Here is a 19,123-nt window from a genome sequence, read left to right on the forward strand (position 1 = left end):
CAGGCGCGTGGGCCACCCCTATCCGATCCGGGAAATCGCACGTCAGGCGGGACTGAGCGAGGCCACCGTCGACCGGGTCCTGAACGGCAGGGGAGGGGTCCGGGAGAACACCGCCCGGGAGGTCCGTCAGGCCATCACCGACCTGGACCGGCAGCGCACCCAGGTCCGGCTCGTCGGCCGCACCTTCATGATCGACATAGTGATGCAGACGCCGGAACGCTTCTCGACGGCCGTCCGCGCCGCCCTGGAGGCCGAGCTGCCCGCGCTGCACCCCGCCGTCCTGCGCTCCCGCTTCCACTTCCGGGAGACCGGCCCGGTGGCGGAACTGACGAAGACCCTCGACCGGATAGCCCGGCGCGGCTCCCAGGGAGTGATCCTGAAGGCCCCGGACGTCCCCGAGGTCACGGCGGCCGTCGGCCGGCTCGCGGAGGCGGGCATCCCCGTGGTCACCCTGGTCACCGACCTGCCCTCCACGGCACGTCTCGCCTACGTCGGCATCGACAACCGGGCCGCGGGAGCGACCGCCGCCTACCTCATGGGCCAGTGGCTCGGCGACCGCCCCGGCAACGTCCTCACCAGCCTCAGCAGCGGCTTCTTCCGCAACGAGGAGGAGCGCGAGATGGGGTTCCGCAGCGCCATGCGCGCCCGGCACCCCGAGCGGGCGCTGGTGGAGATCGCCGAGGGCCAGGGCCTGGACGCCACGCAGTACGACCTCGTCAGGGCCGCGCTGGAGCGGGACCCGGAGATCCGCGCGGTCTACTCGATCGGCGGCGGCAACATCGCCACGCTCAGGGCCTTCGAGGACCTGGGCCGGGAATGCGCGGTCTTCGTGGCCCACGACCTCGACCACGACAACGACCGGCTGCTGCGGGAACACCGCCTGTCGGCCGTACTGCACCACGATCTGCGGCAGGACATGCGGGAGGCGTGCCACATCGTGATGCGGGCGCACGGGGCGTTGCCGCCGGCGGGAGCGACGACACCTTCGGCGATCCAGGTCGTCACGCCCTACAACATGCCGTACTGAACAGGACCGGGACGCCTACAGCTCCACCCAGGAACCGCTCTGCGCGGACCGCGCCATCGCGTCCAGTACGGCCGCGCTGTGCACGGCGTCCTGCAGCGTGGCCCCGTACGGCCTGCCCTCGGCGACCGAACGCAGGAAGCGGTACGCCTCCACGACCTTCAAGTCGTCGTAGCCCATGGCGTTGGCCGCACCCGGCTGGAAGGCGCCGAACTCGCCGTCGCCCGGGCCGACATGCACCGTGCTGACCGGCTGGTCCTGGTAGCGGGTGCCGCGGCTGATGCCCAGCTCGCCCATGCGGCGGAAGTCCCAGAACACCGCGCCCTTCGTGCCGTGCACCTCGAAGCCGTAGTTGTTCTGTTCGCCGACCGAGACCCGGCAGGCCTCCAGGACACCCCGGGCACCGGAGGCGAAACGCAGCAGGCAGTTGACGTAGTCCTCGTTCTCGACCGGCCCGAGCTCCCCGGTGGCGAGGGTGTGCCCGGCGGTGGCGCCGGTGGGGCGGGCCCGCTCCGGCACGAAGACCGCGGTGTCGGCCGTGAGGGAAGCGATGTCACCGAGGAGGAAGCGGGCCAGGTCGGCGCCGTGCGAGGCGAGGTCGCCGAGCACTCCGCTGCCGCCGCGTTCGCGTTCGAAGCGCCACGTCAGGGCGCCCTGCGGGTGGGCCGCGTAGTCGCTGAAGAGCCGGACGCGGACATGGGTGACCGCGCCGATCTCCCCGGCGGCGATCAGCTCTCGGGCGGCCTCGACGGCGGGGGCGTTGCGGTAGTTGAAACCGACCGCGCTCTGCACCCCCGCCCCGGCCGCCGCGTCGGCCACCGCCCGGGCGTCCTCGGCGGTGAGACCGACCGGCTTCTCGATCCAGAGGTGCTTGCCGGCCTCGGCCATGGCCACGCCGATCTCACGGTGCAGGAAGTTGGGCGCGGTGATGCTGACCGCCTGGACGCGGGGATCGGCGGCGACCTCGCGCCAGTCGCGGGTCGACGAGGCGAACCCGAACTGCGCGGCGGCCTCCTCGGCCCGCCCCGGCACGTCTTCCGCGACCGTCACGAGCTCCGGACGCAGGGGGAGCCGCGGGTAGTGGTGCGGGACACGGGCGTACGCCTGGGTGTGCACCCGCCCCATCCAGCCGAATCCGACGACGGCGACGCCGAGCGTGTCCACCATGACAGCCCCTCTTTGGACCGGTCCATAATCTGTCCAGGTCACCTTGGGTGCCGTCTTCGCCCGCTGTCAACCCTTTGACAACCCGCGGCGCGACATGGAACGGTCCATACTCATGAGAGCGCCGACGATCCGCGATGTGGCCGACCGGGCCGGTGTCTCGAAGTCGCTGGTCTCCCTCGTGCTGCGGGGCTCCGACCAGGTGCGTCCCGAGAAGCGGGAGGCCGTGCTGCGGGCCGTGCGGGAACTCGGCTACCGCCCGAACGCCGCCGCCCGCAGCCTCAGCGAGCAGCGCACCCGCACGGTCGGCGTCCTCCTGAACGACCTGCGCAACCCGTGGTTCGTCGACCTGCTCGACGGCCTCAACTCCCTGCTCCACGACAACGGCCTGCGCATGCTCCTGGCCGACGCGCGCCTCAACCGGCGTACCGGGCAGGACCCGGCGGGCCCCTTCCTGGACCTCGGGGTGGACGGCCTGGTCGTGGTCGGCACGCTGCCCGACCCCGCCGCGCTCGGGGCGGTGGCCGAACGCCTCCCGGTGGTCGTGGCCGGGGCCCGCGAACCCGGGCTGCCGGGGGTGGACGTGGTCGCCAACGACGACGAGCGCGGCGCCCGCCTGGTCACCGAGCACCTGATCGGCCTCGGTCACCGCCGCATCGCGCACATCGCGGGGTACGGGGCGGTCGGTGAGCTGCGCCGGGGCAGCTTCGAGGCGACGATGCGGGCGCACGGCCTCGCCGAGGAGGCGGTCGTCGAGCCGAGCGACATGACCGAGGAGGGCGGCTACCGTACGACGGTCCGGTTGCTGAGCCGCCCCGACCGGCCGACGGCCGTCTTCGCCTTCAACGACATCGCCGCGATCGGCGCGGTGTCGGCCGCCGAGGAACTGGGTCTGACCGTCCCGCGCGACCTGTCCGTCGTCGGCTACGACAACACGAGCATCGCCCGGCTGCGCCACGTCTGGCTCACCACCGTCGACAACGCCAGCCACGAGGTCGGCCGCCGCGCGGCCCGCTGTCTGCTCGACCGGTTCGAGGGGCGCGGGGGAGCGGGGCGCACGGATCTCGCGACGCCGGTCCTTGAGGTCCGGGGGACGACGGCGGGCCCGCCGGAGGGGAAGTGACGGCGGTCAGAGGTTGATCGCGTACGCCTTGCGCAGCGTCTCGTGCACCGTCCACGTCGTACGGTCGCCCTCGCGCAGTACGGCCATGTCGCCGGGCCCCACGGTCAACGTCGGGCCGCCCTCGACCTCGATGGTCGCCGAGCCGCTGATGACGACGAACAGTTCGTCGGCCTCCGTGTCGGTGACGACGCCCGGCGTGATCTGCCAGACGCCCCGGAGCTGACGTCCGTCCTGCGACTCCCAGACCACCTTCCCGGTCACCTCGGGCGTCCCGGAGACGATCTGCTCCCGGGCGAGGGGCTCGGATTCGAGTTCGGCGTCGGGGATGTGCAGTACGAAGCTGTGGTCCATGAGGCGACCCTAGCGAGATCGTTCCCGCCCCGTCCGCCGACAGTGTGTGCGGTGCCGGCGCAGGCGGGAGGACACTCCGTCGTGAACTGGCGGCACCTCGCGGCCCGGGTGATGGTGGAGGGCATGGCCGACTCCGAGGCTGCCGCGGCCCGGCCGCACCAGCACGACACCCGCGAGGCCGTCCTGTTCGGCGGCGTCTACGGCTCGGTCCTGGCCTGCTCCATGGTCGCCGCTCTCACCCAGTACGGGCACACCTCCCGGGACAGCCGCCGCTACGACGCCGCGTGGCTCCTGGTCACCGCCCTCGCCTCCGCCCTCGCGCACGGCTACGCCCACTACATCGCCGAGCGCGCCCCGCACCGCCGCTGGGACGCCCTGCGCACGCTGGCCGACGAGTGGCCCCTGGTCGCGGCCGTCCTGCCCACGGCCTTCGTCCTGGTGGGCGCCGGCTGGGGCTGGTGGCCCGCGAAGGGCGTCGAGTACCCGGCCTTCGCCCTCAACCTCACCCTCCTGTTCACCCTCGGCCTGGTCACGGCCCGCTGGTCCCACCGCTCGTGGGCGGCCGCGATCGGCATCGGGGCGGGGGACGCGATGCTGGGCGTGGTGGTCGTGGTGGCGAACGCGGTGATCAAGTAGGGCGTGTGGGACGGCGGTGGGGCGGGGGTCCGGCTGTGGAGGAGCCTTGCCGTCGCGCCGAGCGGGGATAGCCACCCGTGACGCCGAGCGGCCCTTGTGGGGGGTGACGGCCGCTCGGGCCGGTGCCTGGGCCCCGGCTCGCGCCTTGGCGCCGACCGCCGTCGACCGGCACCTGCGGTGTCGCCTGCCGTCGGCGCATCGGGTTCGCCTGGTCGGCGTCCGCCCGGCACACGCTCGCCCTCCGGCGCCGACGACGCGCCGCGCACCTGAACGCGACCCAGCGCGGACAAAATTGTTGACAATCTTGTTTGGCTAGATTTAGGTTCGACAGGCACTCACTCAGGGAGGGCAACGATGCCGAAGGAAGCCCGTCCGAGCACCGGGGAGCAGGCCAAGCAGCACGCCTTCGCGCAGCTGCGGCAGGCGATCCTGCACGGCGAGATGGCACCGGCGCAGCGGCTGGTGGAGAACGAGCTCGCCGAGCAGTTCGGTGTGACACGGGCCAGCATCCGGGCCGCACTCATCGATCTGGAGGGCCAGGGCCTCGTCGAGAGGATCCGCAACCGGGGTTCCCGGGTGCGGGTGGTGACCGTCGAGGAGGCGGTCGCCATCACCGAGTGCCGCATGGTCCTCGAAGGGCTGTGCGCGGCCAAGGCGGCGACCCTGGCCAGCGACGAGCAGCTCGCCGAGCTGACCGAGCTGGGCACGGCGATGACCAAGGCCGTGGCCGACGGTGAGCCGGTGACCTACTCCGAGCTCAACCAGGAACTGCACACCAAGGTGCGGGAGTTCTCCGGCCAGCGGACCGCCGTGGATCTACTGGAGCGGCTCAACGCCCAACTGGTGCGGCACCGCTTCCAGTTGGCGCTGAGGCCGGGCCGCCCGCAGCACTCCCTGAACGAGCATCTGGCGATGATCGAGACGATCAGGTCCAGGGACCCGCAGGCGGCCGAGAAGGCCGTCCGCGCCCACCTCGCCGGTGTGATCGAGGCGTTGCGCGACTGAGCCGCGTGAGGCGGGCGCGAACCTGTCCACTGCAAGGAGATTTCAGCAATGACGCAGTCCGGCGCGCCCGCCACTCCACGTTCGACACTGGTGATCACCGCGCATGCCGGGGACTTCGTGTGGCGGGCGGGCGGCGCCATCGCCCTGGCCGCCTCCCGGGGCGAGAAGGTCAGTGTCGCCTGTCTGACCTTCGGCGAGCGCGCGGAGTCCGCGAAGGCCTGGCGCGAGGGCAGGCAGCTCGACGAGATCAAGGCGATACGCCGTGACGAGGCCGAGCGCGCCGCCGCCACTCTCGGCGCCGAGGTCCGTTTCTTCGACGCCGGCGACTACCCGCTGGTCGCCACCGCCGAGTTGACCGACCAGCTCGTCGTGGTCTACCGGGCCGTCCAGCCCGACGTCGTGCTCACCCACCCGGTCGAGGACCCGTACAACGGCGACCACCCGGCCGCGAACCGCATGGCGCTGGAGGCCCGGATCCTCGCGCAGGCCGTCGGCTACCCGGGCGAGGGCGAGATCATCGGCGCCCCGCCGGTCTTCTACTTCGAGCCCCACCAGCCCGAGATGAGCGGCTTCAGGCCCGAGGTCCTCCTCGACATCACCGAGGTCTGGGAGACCAAGCGCAAGGCCATGGAGTGCCTCGGCGCCCAGCAGCATCTATGGGACTACTACACCGACCTCGCCGTACGCCGGGGCGTCCAGTTCAAGCGCAACGCGGGGCCGAACCTGGGGCTGGCCCACAAGACCATGGCCGAGGCGTACATGCGCCCCTTTCCGCAGATCGCGAAGGAGCTGGCATGAGCGGCGTGATCGTCACCAACCCGCCGAAGGCGGACCTGAAGGACGTCGACGCGCTCGCGCGGTACGGCGTGGCCACCGTAAGTGAGGCGATGGGCCGAACGGGCCTGCTGGGGCCGCGAATTCGCCCCGTCCAGCAGGGCGTACGAGTCGCGGGCACCGCGGTCACCGTGCTGAGCTGGCCCGGCGACAACCTCATGATCCACGCGGCCGTCGAGCAGTGCGGCGAGGGCGACGTCCTGGTCGTCACCACCACATCCCCGTGCACGGACGGCCTGTTCGGCGAGCTGTTCGCGACCGCTCTGAAGCGGCGCGGGGTGCGCGGGGTCGTCACCAACACCGGTATCCGCGACACCCAGGAGCTGCGTGACATGGGCTTCGCGGCCTGGTCCCGCGCGGTCTCCTCGCAGGGCACCGTCAAGGCCACCGGCGGCTCGGTCAACGTGCCGCTCGCCATCGACGGCCAGGTGATCAACCCGGGCGACGTGATCCTGGCCGACGACGACGGTGTCGTGGTCGTCCCGCGTGAGCGCGTGGCCGGGACGGTGCAGCGGTCCGAGGCCCGCGAGGCCAAGGAGGCCGCCACCCGGGCCGCCTTCCTCGACGGCCAACTGGGCCTGGACCGCTACGGGTTGCGCGAGACGCTGAAGAACCTCGGCGTCGAGTACAGGTCCTACGAGGAGTACACGGGGCAGCGGTCGTGACCCCGCTGCCCGAGGAGGTGCCCTGCATGCTGATGCGGGGCGGCACTTCCAAGGGCGCCTACTTCCTCGCCGGCGACCTGCCCGCCGAACCCGCCCTGCGCGACGACCTGTTGCTGCGCATCATGGGCAGCCCGGACGAGCGGCAGATCGACGGCCTGGGCGGCGCGCACCCGCTCACCAGCAAAGTCGCCGTGATCTCACCGTCCGCCCACCCCGAGGCCGACGTCGACTACCTGTTCCTCCAAGTCGTCGTCGACAGACCCGAGGTGAGCGCCCGTCAGAACTGCGGGAACATCCTCGCCGGCGTCGGCCCGTTCGCCGTCGAGCGCGGACTCGTCCCGGCGGGGGAGCGGCGGACCTCCGTCCGGATCCGCATGGTCAACTCCGGCGACCGCGCCACGGCGACCTTCCCGACCCCCGGGGGCCGCGTGGACTACACGGGGGACGCGCAGATCTCGGGCGTGCCCGGGACGGCGGCGCCGGTGGCGATCGAGTTCCCGCCGGGCGCCGGGAAGCTGCTCCCCACCGGCAGCGCCGTCGACGTCATCGACGGCGTCGAGGTGACCTGCGTGGACAACGGCATGCCGACCGTCCTCATCCCGGCGACCTCCCTCCAGGTCACCGGCTACGAGCTGCCCCGGGACCTGGAGGAGGACGTCGCCCTGACGGATCGCCTGCGCACCATCCGCCTGGCGGCAGGTCGCCTGATGGGCCTCGGTGACGTGTCCGACGCCACCGTGCCCAAGCTCACGCTGCTCGCCCCGCCGCGCGACGGCGGCGCGGTCAGCACCCGCACCTTCATCCCCGTGCGCTGCCACACCTCCATCGGGGTCCTCGGTGCCGCGAGTGTGGCCGCGGGCCTGCGGATCGACGGCAGCGTGGGCGCCGAGCTCGCGATGATCGATCCCGGGAGCGAGCGCGTCCGCATAGAACACCCCACGGGATTCCTGGACATCGAAAGCAGCCTGGCCACCACACCCGACGGCCTGCCCTCCGCCCGCCGTACCGCCGTGGTCCGCACGGCCCGCAAGATCTTCGACGGCACCGTCTTCCCCCGGGCCGCCCACCGACCCACAGGAGGTCACCGATGACTCCACCGCTCGGCGACATCGCCCACATCGGCCACACCCAGCTCTTCACCCCGGACCTGGACGCCAGCGTCGCCTTCTTCACCGACTTCCTCGGCCTGACGGTCAACGGCCAGGACGGCGACACGGTTTATCTGCGGACCTACGACGACTACGAGCACCACAGCCTCGTCCTCACCGCCCGCGAACAGCCCGGTCTCGGCCGGCTCGCCCTGCGCACCTCCAGCGAGGAGGCCCTTCACCGCCGTATCAAGGCAGTTGAGGAGTCCGGCGGCACCGGCACCTGGGTCGAGGACGAACCCGGTCTCGGCAAGCTCTACGTCACCACCGACCCGGACCGGCACGAGCACGCCCTCTACTGGGAGAGCGAGCACTACCGGGCCCCCGACGATCTGAAACCCGCCCTGAAGAACCAGCCGCAGGCCAAGCCCAACAGGGGAGTCGGCGTACGGCGGTTGGACCACATCAACTTCCTCGCGGCCGACGTGCTCGCCAATGCCGAGTTCCAGCAGAACGTGCTCGGCGCCCGGCCCACCGAGCAGATCCGGCTGGACAGCGGGAAGATCGCGGCGCGCTGGCTGACGTACACGAACAAGTCGTACGACGTCGTCTACACCTCGGACTGGACCGGCAGCGAGGGGCGGCTGCATCACATCGCCTTCGCGACCGACACCCGCGAGGATGTCCTGCGCGCGGCCGATCTCGCCATCGACACGGGCGTGTTCATCGAGACCGGCCCGCACAAGCACGCCATCCAGCAGACGTTCTTCCTGTACGTCTACGAGCCCGGCGGCAACCGCATCGAGCTGTGCAACCCGCTCACCCGGCTGGTGCTCGCGCCCGACTGGCCGCTCGTCACCTGGACCGAGGAGGAGCGGAGGAAGGGGCAGGCCTGGGGTCTGAAGACCATTGAGTCGTTCCATACGCACGGGACGCCGCCGGTGGCCTGAGCCGCGCTGTTCCGAGCCGTCCCTGAATTGTCGATGAGATTGTTGACAAAAGCGTTGACACTCCAGGGTCGGCTCTGTCCGCCCGCGGCAGCAGACTGGCCCTCCTGGTCGTCGGCCTGTGCTGGCTGGCCGTGCTCTTCGACGGGCTCGACATGTTCATCTACGGCTCGGTGCTGCCCCACCTGCTGGAGACCAGGACCTTCGGTCTCACCGCGGGCCAGGCCGGTGACCTCGGCAGCTACGCCACTTCGGCATGCTGGTCGGCGCCCTCGTCGCCGGCACGATCGCCGACCGGATCGGCCGCAAGCGGCTGATGGTCGCCTGTGTGACCCTCTTCTCCCTGGCCTCCGGCCTGTGCGCGGTGTCGGAGAGCGTGGCCGTCTTCGGCCTCGGCCGGACCCTGGCGGGCGTCGGCCTCGGCGGACTGCTGGCGACCGCGATCAGCATGGTCTCCGACTACGCCCCGCGCGGCCGCGGCGCCCTCGTCATCGGCCTGCTGATGACCGCCCACCACGCGGGCGGCATCCTCTCCGCCTATGTGGCCAAGTGGCTCATCGACCCGGTCGGCTGGCGTGCCGCGTTCTGGGTCTGCGTCCTCCCGCTGCTCTTCGCCCCGGTGCTGGCGAAGCTGCTGCCCGAGTCGCCGAGCTTCCTGGTCGCCAAGGGCCGCGGTGAGGAGGCCAGGGCCCTGGCCGAGCGCTACGACGTCGAGGTGCCCGCCGCGAGGACCGGCGGCGCCGGGGACCGCTGGACCAGCCTGGCGGCCCTCTTCCGCGGGAACGAGTGGATCCAGACCCTGCTCTACTGGGCGGCCTCCTTCGGCGGCCTGCTCCTCGTGTACGGCGTCGCCACCTGGCTGCCGACCCTGATGCGCGCCGAGGGCTACGAACTGGGCTCCGCGCTGTCCTTCGTGGTCGTCTTCAACCTCGGCGGCATCGTGGGCATGCTGGTCGCGGGCCGGGCCGCCGACCGCTTCGGCGCCCCGCGCGTCTCGGCGCTCTGGTTCGGGCTCACCGCCGCGGGCGTCTTCCTGCTCGGCGTCCACATGCCGATGACCGTCACGATGATCGTCGTCTTCCTTCACCGGCGTCTTCCTCAACAGCGCCCAGACGATGATCTACGCCACGGTCTCGATCCGCTCCGCCGCGGACAACCGCGCCACCGCCGTCGGCTGGACCTCCGGCATGGGCCGCTTCGGCGCCGTCTTCGGCCCGTGGCTCGGCGGCCGGCTGCTCGCGTCGGGCAACGGCGACCGGGGCTTCACCGCCTTCGCCGTCGCCGGCCTGTCGTCCATGGTCTTCATCGGCATCGCCGCCCTGCGCACCGCGAAGCGGACGCCCAGCGGCAGCGAGCGGGAGCTGGTCGCGGCGCACTGACCCGCCAGGCTTGTCTGCGGTGGCGTCGGCCCGGGCGCCCTCCGCTCAGTGCGACACCCGCACCCCGTCCAGCGCGATCGACAACACCCGGTCGCGCTGGGCGTCGTCGTCGAAGGCCGTCGCGGTGATCCCCGAGACCATCCGCAGCAGATCCACGAAGTCCATGTCCCGCCGCACCTGGCCCGCCTCCTGCGCCCGCGCGAACAACGGCCCGCCCGCCGCGTACATCGAGTCCCGGCAGGCCGTGAAGATCTCCGACTCGTCGTTGAGCGCCTCGCGGACCGCCCGCTTGGTCACCATGTAGCCGGCGAACCGGTCGAGCCAGGCTGTCAGCGCCTCCCAGGGCTCCTGCTCCGCGACCTCCTGGGCGACGCGTACGAGGGTGTTCACCTCGTCCGCGTAGACGCTCTCGAAGAGATGGCGGCGGGTGGGGAAGTTCCGGTACAGGGTGCCGATGCCCACGCCCGCGCGCCGTGCGATGTCCTCCAGGGACGCCTCCGCGCCGTGCTCCGCGAACGCCTCGCGGGCCGCGGCCAGCAGGGCGTCGTAGTTGCGGGCGGCGTCCTTCCGGTGCGGTCTGCGGGACGCGACGATCTCGCTGATGGGGAACGACGGGGCGGTCACGGCTGCCTCCCGGGGCTGAAACGGAGGTGCACCTCCGGTACGGGTTGAAGCGGAGGGTTGCCTCCGCTAGAGTGGAGGCGTACCTCCACTTTACCAGTCGAGGTGCCCCATCCTCCTTTCCGCGACCGCTTCCCAAGAGGCCCCGGCCGCACCCCGTTCGTTCGGAGAGGCTCTTCATGCCCCGCAAGTCCACCCGCCTCACCTTCGCCGTCCTCGCGGCCGGTGCGGGCGTGTTCTCCATGCTGCAGTCGCTGATCGCGCCGGCCCTGCCGACCGTCCAGCACGCGCTGCACACCTCGCAGTCCACCGTGACCTGGGTGATGACCGCGTATCTGCTGTCCGCCTCGGTCTTCACGCCGATCCTCGGCCGGGTCGGCGACCTGATCGGCAAGAAGCGCACACTCGTCGCCGTCCTCGTGACCGTGGCCGTCGGCTGTCTCCTGGCCGCGCTCGCGCCGAGCATCGGTGTGCTGATCGTCGCCCGGGTCGTGCAGGGCGTCGGCGGTGCCCTGTTCCCGCTCTCCTTCGGCATCATCCGGGACGAGTTCGCCGCGTCCGAGGTGAGCGGCTCCATCAGCAACCTGTCCGCCGTGATCGCCGCCGGAGGTGGCGTCGGCATCGTCGCCGCGGGCCCCATCGTGTCCGCGCTCGACTACCGCTGGCTGTTCTGGATCCCGGTCGCCATCGTGATCGCCGCGACGCTGATCGCCGTACGGTATGTGCCCGAGTCGCCCAACAGGGCGCAGGGGAACGTCAACTGGCCGGGCGCGGTCCTGCTGTCCGCGTGGCTGGTCGCGCTGCTGCTGCCGCTCAGCCAGGCCGGCAAGTGGGGCTGGGGCTCGGCCCGGGTGCTCGGCCTGTTCGCCGCGGCCGTCGCGCTGTTCGCGCTGTGGCTGTACTCCGAGGCCCGCTCCCGCACCCCGCTGATCGACCTGAAGGTGATGCGCCTGCCCGCCGTCTGGACCACCAACACCGCCGCGCTGCTCTTCGGCGCCGGGATGTACTCGATCTGGTCCTTCCTGCCGGGCTTCGTGCAGACGCCGTCGTCCGCCGGGTACGGCTTCGGCGCGAGCGTCACCGCGGCCGGGCTGCTCATGCTGCCGATGCTGGTGGCGATGTTCCTCTCCGGGGTGCTCAGCGGCCGGCTGGAGCCGGTCGTCGGCGCCAAGTCCCTGCTGGTGACCGGTGCCGCGCTGGGCGCGGTGGCCTGCGGGTTCCTCGCCCTGTGGCACGACGAGCAGTGGCAGATCGCCGTCGTCGCGGGCCTGTTCGGCCTGGGCATCGGGCTCGCCTTCGCCTCCATGGCCAACCTGATCGTGGGCAGCGTCCCGGCCGACCAGACCGGCGCCGCGACCGGCATGAACGCCAACATCCGCACCATCGGCGGCTCCATCGGCGCGGCGGTCACCAGCGTCCTGGTCACCGGTCACCTCCAGCCCTCCGGGCTGCCCCACGAGTCCGGCTACACGCACGGCTTCTCGCTGCTGGCCGTGCTGTGCCTGGCGGCGGCGCTGGCCGCCCTGCTGGTTCCGGTACGGCGGACCGTGCGCCGGGTCGTCACGGACACCACGGAGGTCCGCGAGACCGCGGCCACCCGGGGCTGATGTCCCGCCAGTCGGTCCGGCCGCGTGCGTGGGGTAGGGTTTAGCTGCGCGATCACACGGAACACCCGTGGCGATCGCGGCCGGGACGTGGCGCAGCTTGGTAGCGCACTTGACTGGGGGTCAAGGGGTCGCAGGTTCAAATCCTGTCGTCCCGACGGTACGAAGGGCTTCGCGGGCAACAGCCCGCGAGGCCCTTTTTCGCGTGGGCCCGAGCTCACCCGGGCTGCCCTGCGACGGGTGAATGTTCGGGAAGCGTGGAAAACTGAGTGCGTGGGAGCGCTGCCCATGACCTGCCGAGACATGGTGGTGAGCGCCGTGGTCACAGGTGACAGGAACACCGCGCATCCGGCCGCAGGCCGGGTGGATCCGCTCGGGGACCCGTTCTTGCGTACACGATTCGCGGTGCCGTCCAGGCCCGCCACGTTCCTGCCCCGCCGACGCCTGACCCAGCACCTGGCAGAGGGCCTCCGGACGCCGCTGACCATGGTGAACGGTTCGGCCGGCGCGGGGAAGACCCTGTTGGTCGCCGACTGGACCGCGAACCTCGACCGGCCTGTCGCCTGGCTCACCGTCGAGGCGGAGAAACAGCGCCCCGGCACGTTCTGGGCGTACTTCCTCCAGGCTCTCAGCGCCTGTGGCACTCCGCTGTCCGACCGGGTCCACTGCCCGGCGGACCCGAACCGGGTGAGCCGCAAGGTGCTGTCGGAGATCGCCGAGGACCTGGTCGGACGCGACCCGGCCCCGATCGTCGTGCTCGACGAGTTCGACCGGGTGAGCGCGTCCGAGGTGGCGGAGCAGCTGGAGTTCGTGCTGCAGCACGCCGGATCCGGGCTGCGTCTGATCCTCGTCACCCGCAACGAACCGATGCTCTCCCTGCACCGCTACCGAGCCGCCGGAACCCTGACGGAGATCCGTGACGCCGAGCTCGCCCTGAACCCCGAGGAGGCCGCGGCGCTCCTGGAACTGCACGGACTCAGCCTGCCCGCCGACGCGGTGCGCTCCCTCGTGGAGCGCACCCGCGGCTGGGCCGCCGGGCTGCGGCTGTGCGCCCTGGCCGCGCAGGAGAGCCCGGACCCGGAGAGGTACCTCAAGGAGTTCGAGGCAGACCACAGCACGGTCGCCGACTTCCTGCTGGCGGAGGTGCTCAGACGCCAGCCGCCGGCGACGCAGGACCTGCTGCTGCGCGTCAGCGTCCTGGACCGCTTCTGTCCCGACCTGGTGAACCGGCTGACCCACCGGACCGATGCCGCACTCATCCTGGCCGAGCTGCACCGCGACAACGCCTTCGTCGAACAGCTGGGACAGGGGTGGTACCGCCTGCATCCGTTGTTCGGCGAGATACTCCAGACCCATCTCCGGGTGCGCCACCCCGGTCTCGAACCCGATCTGCACCGGTCGGCGGCCCAGTGGATGCGGCGCCGCGGCGCCCTTCCGGAGGCACTCGCCCACGGAGCCGCCGCCGACGACTGGGGCTTCACCGCCGCCGCTGTCGTCGACGACCTCGCGATCGGACAGTTCTTCACCGGTCTGCGCTCCGACGACCTGAACGAGCTGTTCTCCCGGATGGGGCCCGAGGCCACGGGCCCCGCGACCGAGCTCGTCCGGGCGGCTCGCGATCTCGCCCACAGCGAGCTCGACCGGGGTGTGGCCCACCTGCACCACGTCGAGGCATGGCTGTCGGCCGAAACGGAAGATCCGGCGGCCGCCCAGCTGAGCTGGGCCTTCCTGGAGGCGGTGGCCGCCCGGCTGACCGGTTCTCCCGCACGGGCCGAACAGGCCGCCGAGACCGCCGACGAGGTACGGCAGGATGTCCCCCCGCACCTCCTGGACAAACACCCCGAACTGTCCGCCCTGCTGCTGACCCATCTGGGCTCCACTCGTCTGTGGGCCGGACGCTACGAGGACGCGAGGGCCGCGCTGTCCGAGGCGGCCGACTGTCCCGGCGGGATCCTGACGGTGCTGCCCCGAGAGGAGTCGATGGGCCACCTGGCGTTGATCGACTACCTGGACGGCTGGCCCGGCAGGGCCGAGCACCAGGCCCTCGCGGCGATGACCGAGACGGAGCGGTTCAGCCTTCCGCAGCCCGCCGGCTCCGGCATCGAACGGCTGGTGCTGGCCGCCGTGGCGGTCGACCGCCACGAACTGGGCCGGGCCCAGGCCCTCCTCGACGAGGCCGACGAGCTCGACCTCGACACCCAGGACCCGGTGAAGGCCGCCGGGCGGGCGATCGCCACGTCCCGGCTCCACCTGGCACGGGGCAACGCGCGAGCGGCCATGGAGTCGGTGACCCCGGCCCTGAACACCGCCGTCGCCTCACCCTGGGCGGACAGCCTGGAGCGGCTGGTCACCTCCGCCGTCCATCTGGCCGAGGGGCGGTCCGAGACGGCCGCCGAAGTGCTCCGGCACCTGCCGGACGACCAGCCGACCTGGACGGTGGAAGCCGCGCGCATCCAGCTCGCCGCGGGCAGGACGCGCGCCGCGATCGACCTTCTCGACAGCGTGCCCGCCGAGAGCCGGCCGGGGCCCGCGGTGACCGTGCGGGCGGCGCTGGTGAGAGCTCAGGCCGCACAGGTGGCGGGTGACACCGAGACAGCCCGCAGGTTCGTCGCGCAGGCCCTTCTGCTCGCCCGGCGCGAACGGCTGCGCCGCCCCTTCCTCGACGCCGGGCGCTGGATCAGGCCGCTGCTGGCCACGGCGCCCCTGCGGTCACTGGCCGCCGAATGGCTCGTGCCCGGCCCCGTATCCGGCAACGGACCGGGCGCGGCCGGCCCGCGCCCCGCGCCGATCGTCGTGCAGGAGCTGAGCGAGCGCGAGCGCGACGTCCTGCAACGGCTGGCGCAGATGATGTCGACGGAGGAAATCGCCGTGGACCTGTACCTCTCGGTGAACACGGTGAAGACCCACCTCAAGAGCCTGTACCGGAAGCTGGCCGTGAACCGCCGCAGCGAGGCGGTGCACCGCGCACGGGACATGCGGCTCCTGTGAGGACACTCCAGGTCGCCCGCGGCGGGTGAGGCGCCGGCCGCCCCGCTGCGCTGACATGGAGGAGCGGCCGCCTCCACTGCCGCCGCGAACCGACTTGGCGAGGTGGTCACCATGAGGCGATGGCGCGCACTGATCGTCCTGGGGACGGCTCAGTTCCTGATGGTCCTGGACACCTCGGTCATGAACGTGTCGATCAGCCAGCTGGTCGAGGACTTCGACACCGAGGTCACCACCATCCAGGCCGTCATCACCCTGTACGCGCTGGTCATGGCCGCGTTCATGGTCATCGGCGGCAGGCTCGGCGACATCCTGGGTCGGCGCCGCCTCTTCTTCCTCGGACTGATGGTGTACGGCACGGGTTCGGCCCTGACCGCGCTGGCCCCCACCGTGTGGGTCCTCGCCCTCGGCTGGTCCGTCATCGAGGGGCTCGGCGCCGCCATGGTGCTGCCCGCCATGGCCGCCCTGGTCGCGGAGTCGTATCGCGGGCCGGACCGGGCCGTCGCCTACGGTGTCATCGGCGGCCTCGCCGGCGCGGGGATCGCGGTCGGGCCGCTTCTCGGCGGCTGGGTGACCACCTATCTCACATGGCGGCTGGTCTTCGCGGGGGAGGTCGTGGTCGTCGTGGCCGTGCTGTGCTGCCGACGGGTGATCACCGAGTCCCGCCCCACCGGGCCACATCCCCGTCTCGACGGAGTCGGTGCCGTGCTGTCGGCCGCCGGGCTGGGACTGGGTGTGCTCGGTGTGCTGCAGAGCAGCACCTGGGGCTGGGTCTCGCCCCGCAACCCGCCCTTCACCGTCCTGGGGTTCTCCCCGACTCTCTTCGTCGTCGGTGCCGGAGTGGCGGTCCTCGCCCTCTTCGTCCGCTGGGAGCGGCGGCGCGACGCCCGGGGTGCCGACCCTCTCGTGCACCTGCCCCTGCTGGAACGCCCGGCTCTGCGCTCCGGTCTGATGACCCTGCTGGGCCAGAACCTCATCCTGCTGGGCCTGTTCTTCGTGATCCCGCTGTACCTGCAGGTCGTGCAGGGCTTCGACGCGTTCGAGACGGGACTTCGTCTGCTGCCGGTGTCCATCACCATGCTCGTGGCCTCCCTGCTCGCCTCCTCGCTGGGACGGGCCGTCGGACCGCGCAGGATCGTCCGGCTGGCCCTCGCCACCCTGGCGGTCGCCGTCGTGTGGCTGCTCGCCACCATCGACCCCGTCATCGACGACGCGCAGTTCGCCGGAGCCATGGCCCTGGTGGGCGTGGGCACCGGCCTGCTCGCCTCGCAGCTGGGCAACGTCGTCCAGTCCAGCGTCGGCGAGGAGGAGCGCAGCGAGGTCGGCGGTCTTCAGTTCACGGCGCAGAACCTGGGCTCCGCGCTGGGCACGGCACTGATCGGGTCGATCCTCCTCGGTGCGCTGGCGCATGCCTTCACCGCCCAGGTCGAGGACGATCCACGGCTCTCCGAGGAGGCCCGCACGCAGACCGGTGTGGCCCTCGAGTCCGGCATCTCCTTCGTCACCACCGACCAGGTGCGCTCCGCGGCGGCGGACGCCGGCCTGCCGCCCTCCGAGGTCGACGCCATCGCGGACTCCTACGCCTCCGCGCAGCTCGACGGTCTCAAGGCCGCGATCCTCGCCACCGGCGGCGTCACGCTGGCCAGTTTCCTCGTCACACCGAACCTCCCGGGCGGCGGGAAGAGCCGTACCGGAGCCCGGGGGAAGACCGCGGCACCGGCCCCGTCGGCCGGGCCGGCGAGCTGATCCACAGGGAGCACCGATGTCCACGACCGACCACCCGACGGTTCGCGGGACCGACAGCGAGCGCCGGGCCCGCGCCGACTACACCGGCGGCGTCTACGGATCCATGCTCGCGGCCTCCGTGGTGATCGGCGCCGGCGCCCTGGGCTCGTTCCCGCGCCTGGAACTGGTGGTGTTGTTGCTGCTCACCGGGGTGGCGTTCTGGATCGCCCATGTGCACGCCCAGCTGTTCGGCGCGCGGCTGGCACAGCAGCCGCTCGACCGTCACGTCGTCTTCCACGCGTGCCGTGAGGAGTGGCCGATCGTCAAGGCCGCCGTACCGCCGGCCGTGGCGGTGGCCGTCAGCCCGCTGCTGGGCCTGGACGTGCAGGGCGCCCTGTGGCTGGCGCTCTCCGTCGCGGTGGCCGGGCAGGTGGCGTGGTCCGTGGCCGCGGCCCGTCGTGCTCACGCCACCTGGCGGCTGGTCGCCGTCACCGCCTCGGTCAACCTTCTGCTCGGCCTGCTGATCATCTCCTTCAAGGTGTTCCTGAAGCACTGACCGGGCCGGCGGAGCCGACGGAGGGCGGATCACCTTCGCAGGGTGAGGCCGCCGGGCAGGCTCCGAGGGGACCATCGCAGAACAGGGCACAGACAGCCTTCCCGGCAGCCCGCGGGAGTACAGCCCATGCGTTACGAGATCCGCATCGACGGACACATGTCGGACATCCTGACCGAAGCCTTTCCCGAGCTGGAACACGTGGTCATGTCCGGGCAGACCGTCCTGTTCGGCTCCGTCGTCGACGAGGCGCAGCTGTTCGGTCTGCTGGCCCGTTGCCAGTCGCTGGGCCTGCGCGTGGTGGAGATGCGGCGGATGCCCGACGACTGAGCGGGCGTGGCCCGCCCCGAGGCTCACCGGCGCCCAGGCAGGCGGCGATGGCCATGGGATCGCCGGAGCGGGCGTGGGCCCCGGCCGACGAGGAACCGAACAGCCGGGCCAACAGCCCGAGCAGGCCCGGGTCCATGGCCTCCGGCCGGGCGATGCCCGAAAGAGGTGCACGGGCACGGACGCCGGTGCCGACCGCCGCCTGTTCGCCGGGCGGCAGCGATGACGAGGACCGGCATCACGACCGGCGCCCACCTCGGTTCCCGGCCCACTGGCACGGCCCGTGGCGCGGATCACCCGTGACGGGTGACCCGGCCGTGGACCGTGCGCGGGACGCTGGGCCGCGTGAGGGCCTCCGTACCGCCCGGGCGGTGCTGGGACGACCCATCCGACGGGGCGAGGAGGAACCATGACCGTGCCGCGTGGATCGGCACCGCCCACCGCACCGGAGCGCGACCCCTACGGCGGCGCCTCCGATCGCATGGCCGGCGGCGCGGACGTACTGGGGCGGCTCGGCCGTTCCTGGACCTGGATCCTCGGGTCCGCGATCGCCACGCTCGTGCCGGGCGTCCTCGTGCTGGTCTGGCCGGACGAGACCCTGCAGGTCCTCGCCGTCCTCATCGGCCTGTACCTGCTCGTGACCGGAGCGTTCCGGTTCGTCGCCGTCTTCGCCCGGGGCACGTCCGGCGAACGGCTCCCCGGTCTGCTCATCGCCGTGCTCTACGTCCTTGCCGGGGTGCTGTGTCTGCGCAATCCGCTCCAGACCATCGCCGCGCTCTCCCTGATCGTCGGAGTGGTCTGGCTGGTGTCCGGGATCCTCACCCTCTACACGGCGATCGCCACCGAGGACCTGCCGCACCGTGCCTTCGTGGTGGGCGTGGCGGTGATCGGCATCGTCGCCGGGATCGTGGTGCTGGCCCTGCCGGCCGAGTCGGCCCGTGCGCTGACCCGGCTGCTCGGCCTGTGGCTCGTCCTGCTCGGCCTGTTCGAGCTCGTGCTCGCCCTCGCCTGGCGGGCCGCGCTGCGCAGGTCGGGCCTCACGGACCGCCAGGAGGCACCGGCGGACGTCTGAGACGGAACCCGGCACCGCAC

The 19,123-nt window shown here is 71.9% G+C and carries 17 protein-coding genes, 1 tRNA gene and 1 pseudogene; 16 read left to right on the top strand and 3 right to left on the bottom strand.

Going from position 1 to position 19,123, the window contains the following annotated elements:
- The first annotated feature begins 7 nt into the window (after window positions 1-7).
- A complete protein-coding gene (locus tag H293_RS0104550) occupies window positions 8-1,027 on the top strand; it encodes a LacI family DNA-binding transcriptional regulator (RefSeq protein WP_020116694.1) in 1,020 nt (339 codons plus the stop codon).
- 15 nt (window positions 1,028-1,042) lie between these two features.
- Here H293_RS0104550 and H293_RS0104555 read toward each other — a convergent pair whose 3' ends face one another.
- Window positions 1,043-2,191: a Gfo/Idh/MocA family protein gene (locus tag H293_RS0104555; protein ID WP_020116695.1), complete on the bottom strand. Its 1,149-nt coding sequence runs from the start codon at window positions 2,189-2,191 to the stop codon at window positions 1,043-1,045.
- Window positions 2,192-2,303: 112 nt separating this feature from the next.
- Between H293_RS0104555 and H293_RS0104560 the strand changes: the two genes are divergently transcribed.
- Window positions 2,304-3,311, top strand: a complete 1,008-nt coding sequence (locus H293_RS0104560) for a LacI family DNA-binding transcriptional regulator (protein WP_020116696.1) — start codon at window positions 2,304-2,306, stop codon at window positions 3,309-3,311.
- Window positions 3,312-3,317: 6 nt separating this feature from the next.
- Here H293_RS0104560 and H293_RS0104565 read toward each other — a convergent pair whose 3' ends face one another.
- Window positions 3,318-3,662, bottom strand: coding sequence for a cupin domain-containing protein (locus H293_RS0104565; RefSeq protein WP_020116697.1), 345 nt, complete (start codon window positions 3,660-3,662; stop codon window positions 3,318-3,320).
- A gap of 123 nt (window positions 3,663-3,785) precedes the next feature.
- Between H293_RS0104565 and H293_RS0104570 the strand changes: the two genes are divergently transcribed.
- From H293_RS0104570 to H293_RS52540, 7 genes and pseudogenes are all read left to right on the top strand, one after another.
- Window positions 3,786-4,298 (top strand): hypothetical protein, encoded by a 513-nt coding sequence (locus tag H293_RS0104570; protein WP_028807550.1) that lies wholly within the window; start codon window positions 3,786-3,788, stop codon window positions 4,296-4,298.
- Window positions 4,299-4,652: 354 nt separating this feature from the next.
- Window positions 4,653-5,303: a GntR family transcriptional regulator gene (locus H293_RS0104575; RefSeq protein WP_020116699.1), complete on the top strand. Its 651-nt coding sequence runs from the start codon at window positions 4,653-4,655 to the stop codon at window positions 5,301-5,303.
- Window positions 5,304-5,351: 48 nt separating this feature from the next.
- Entirely contained in the window at window positions 5,352-6,101 is a 750-nt protein-coding gene (locus tag H293_RS0104580) for a PIG-L deacetylase family protein (protein ID WP_020116700.1), read from the top strand.
- Entirely contained in the window at window positions 6,098-6,802 is a 705-nt protein-coding gene (locus H293_RS0104585) for a 4-carboxy-4-hydroxy-2-oxoadipate aldolase/oxaloacetate decarboxylase (RefSeq protein ID WP_020116701.1), read from the top strand. The genes H293_RS0104580 and H293_RS0104585 overlap by 4 nt, the downstream gene beginning before the upstream one ends.
- Before the next feature lie 26 nt (window positions 6,803-6,828).
- A complete protein-coding gene (locus H293_RS0104590) occupies window positions 6,829-7,893 on the top strand; it encodes a 4-oxalomesaconate tautomerase (protein WP_033415259.1) in 1,065 nt (354 codons plus the stop codon).
- Window positions 7,890-8,840 (top strand): catechol 2,3-dioxygenase, encoded by a 951-nt coding sequence (locus tag H293_RS0104595; RefSeq protein WP_020116703.1) that lies wholly within the window; start codon window positions 7,890-7,892, stop codon window positions 8,838-8,840. Before H293_RS0104590 ends, H293_RS0104595 begins: the two co-directional genes overlap by 4 nt.
- Before the next feature lie 74 nt (window positions 8,841-8,914).
- A pseudogene (locus H293_RS52540) lies at window positions 8,915-10,216 on the top strand (MFS transporter).
- Between the two features lie 45 nt (window positions 10,217-10,261).
- On the opposite strand, the gene H293_RS0104610 reads toward H293_RS52540, so the two are convergent.
- Window positions 10,262-10,840 carry a TetR/AcrR family transcriptional regulator gene (locus tag H293_RS0104610; protein WP_020116705.1) on the bottom strand — a complete coding sequence of 193 codons (579 nt, stop codon included), beginning with the start codon at window positions 10,838-10,840 and terminating at the stop codon, window positions 10,262-10,264.
- Between the two features lie 176 nt (window positions 10,841-11,016).
- Between H293_RS0104610 and H293_RS0104615 the strand changes: the two genes are divergently transcribed.
- The 7 genes from H293_RS0104615 to H293_RS0104645 all read left to right on the top strand — a co-directional run bounded on the left by H293_RS0104615 (window position 11,017) and on the right by H293_RS0104645 (window position 19,103).
- Window positions 11,017-12,444: an MFS transporter gene (locus H293_RS0104615; protein ID WP_020116706.1), complete on the top strand. Its 1,428-nt coding sequence runs from the start codon at window positions 11,017-11,019 to the stop codon at window positions 12,442-12,444.
- Between the two features lie 81 nt (window positions 12,445-12,525).
- Window positions 12,526-12,599 (top strand) — tRNA-Pro (locus H293_RS0104620).
- 130 nt (window positions 12,600-12,729) lie between these two features.
- The gene (locus tag H293_RS0104625; protein WP_106968253.1) at window positions 12,730-15,429 is read left to right on the top strand and encodes a winged helix-turn-helix domain-containing protein; all 2,700 of its coding nucleotides are present in this window, start codon (window positions 12,730-12,732) and stop codon (window positions 15,427-15,429) included.
- A 111-nt stretch (window positions 15,430-15,540) separates the two neighbouring features.
- Window positions 15,541-17,172, top strand: coding sequence for an MFS transporter (locus H293_RS0104630; RefSeq protein ID WP_020116708.1), 1,632 nt, complete (start codon window positions 15,541-15,543; stop codon window positions 17,170-17,172).
- Window positions 17,173-17,188: 16 nt separating this feature from the next.
- A complete protein-coding gene (locus tag H293_RS0104635; protein WP_020116709.1) occupies window positions 17,189-17,707 on the top strand; it encodes a hypothetical protein in 519 nt (172 codons plus the stop codon).
- 126 nt (window positions 17,708-17,833) lie between these two features.
- A complete protein-coding gene (locus tag H293_RS0104640) occupies window positions 17,834-18,034 on the top strand; it encodes a hypothetical protein (protein WP_020116710.1) in 201 nt (66 codons plus the stop codon).
- Between the two features lie 406 nt (window positions 18,035-18,440).
- Complete coding sequence (locus H293_RS0104645) at window positions 18,441-19,103, top strand: DUF308 domain-containing protein (RefSeq protein ID WP_020116711.1); 663 nt, start codon at window positions 18,441-18,443, stop codon at window positions 19,101-19,103.
- The last annotated feature ends 20 nt before the right edge of the window (window positions 19,104-19,123 follow it).

The organism is Streptomyces canus 299MFChir4.1 (genome assembly GCF_000383615.1).
In the GTDB taxonomy this organism is placed as follows: Bacteria; Actinomycetota; Actinomycetes; order Streptomycetales; family Streptomycetaceae; genus Streptomyces; species Streptomyces canus_C.

Bases quoted from the DNA above. Each gene is read 5' to 3' on its own strand.
- H293_RS0104555 (WP_020116695.1), bottom strand. From the start codon at position 2,191: ATGGTGGACACGCTCGGCGTCGCCGTCGTCGGATTCGGCTGGATGGGG.
- H293_RS0104560 (WP_020116696.1), top strand. From the start codon at position 2,304: ATGAGAGCGCCGACGATCCGCGATGTGGCCGACCGGGCCGGTGTCTCG.
- H293_RS0104565 (WP_020116697.1), bottom strand. From the start codon at position 3,662: ATGGACCACAGCTTCGTACTGCACATCCCCGACGCCGAACTCGAATCC.
- H293_RS0104570 (WP_028807550.1), top strand. From the start codon at position 3,786: ATGGCCGACTCCGAGGCTGCCGCGGCCCGGCCGCACCAGCACGACACC.
- H293_RS0104575 (WP_020116699.1), top strand. From the start codon at position 4,653: ATGCCGAAGGAAGCCCGTCCGAGCACCGGGGAGCAGGCCAAGCAGCAC.
- H293_RS0104580 (WP_020116700.1), top strand. From the start codon at position 5,352: ATGACGCAGTCCGGCGCGCCCGCCACTCCACGTTCGACACTGGTGATC.
- H293_RS0104585 (WP_020116701.1), top strand. From the start codon at position 6,098: ATGAGCGGCGTGATCGTCACCAACCCGCCGAAGGCGGACCTGAAGGAC.
- H293_RS0104590 (WP_033415259.1), top strand. From the start codon at position 6,829: ATGCTGATGCGGGGCGGCACTTCCAAGGGCGCCTACTTCCTCGCCGGC.
- H293_RS0104595 (WP_020116703.1), top strand. From the start codon at position 7,890: ATGACTCCACCGCTCGGCGACATCGCCCACATCGGCCACACCCAGCTC.
- H293_RS0104615 (WP_020116706.1), top strand. From the start codon at position 11,017: ATGCCCCGCAAGTCCACCCGCCTCACCTTCGCCGTCCTCGCGGCCGGT.
- H293_RS0104625 (WP_106968253.1), top strand. From the start codon at position 12,730: ATGACCTGCCGAGACATGGTGGTGAGCGCCGTGGTCACAGGTGACAGG.
- H293_RS0104630 (WP_020116708.1), top strand. From the start codon at position 15,541: ATGAGGCGATGGCGCGCACTGATCGTCCTGGGGACGGCTCAGTTCCTG.
- H293_RS0104635 (WP_020116709.1), top strand. From the start codon at position 17,189: ATGTCCACGACCGACCACCCGACGGTTCGCGGGACCGACAGCGAGCGC.
- H293_RS0104640 (WP_020116710.1), top strand. From the start codon at position 17,834: ATGCGTTACGAGATCCGCATCGACGGACACATGTCGGACATCCTGACC.
- H293_RS0104645 (WP_020116711.1), top strand. From the start codon at position 18,441: ATGACCGTGCCGCGTGGATCGGCACCGCCCACCGCACCGGAGCGCGAC.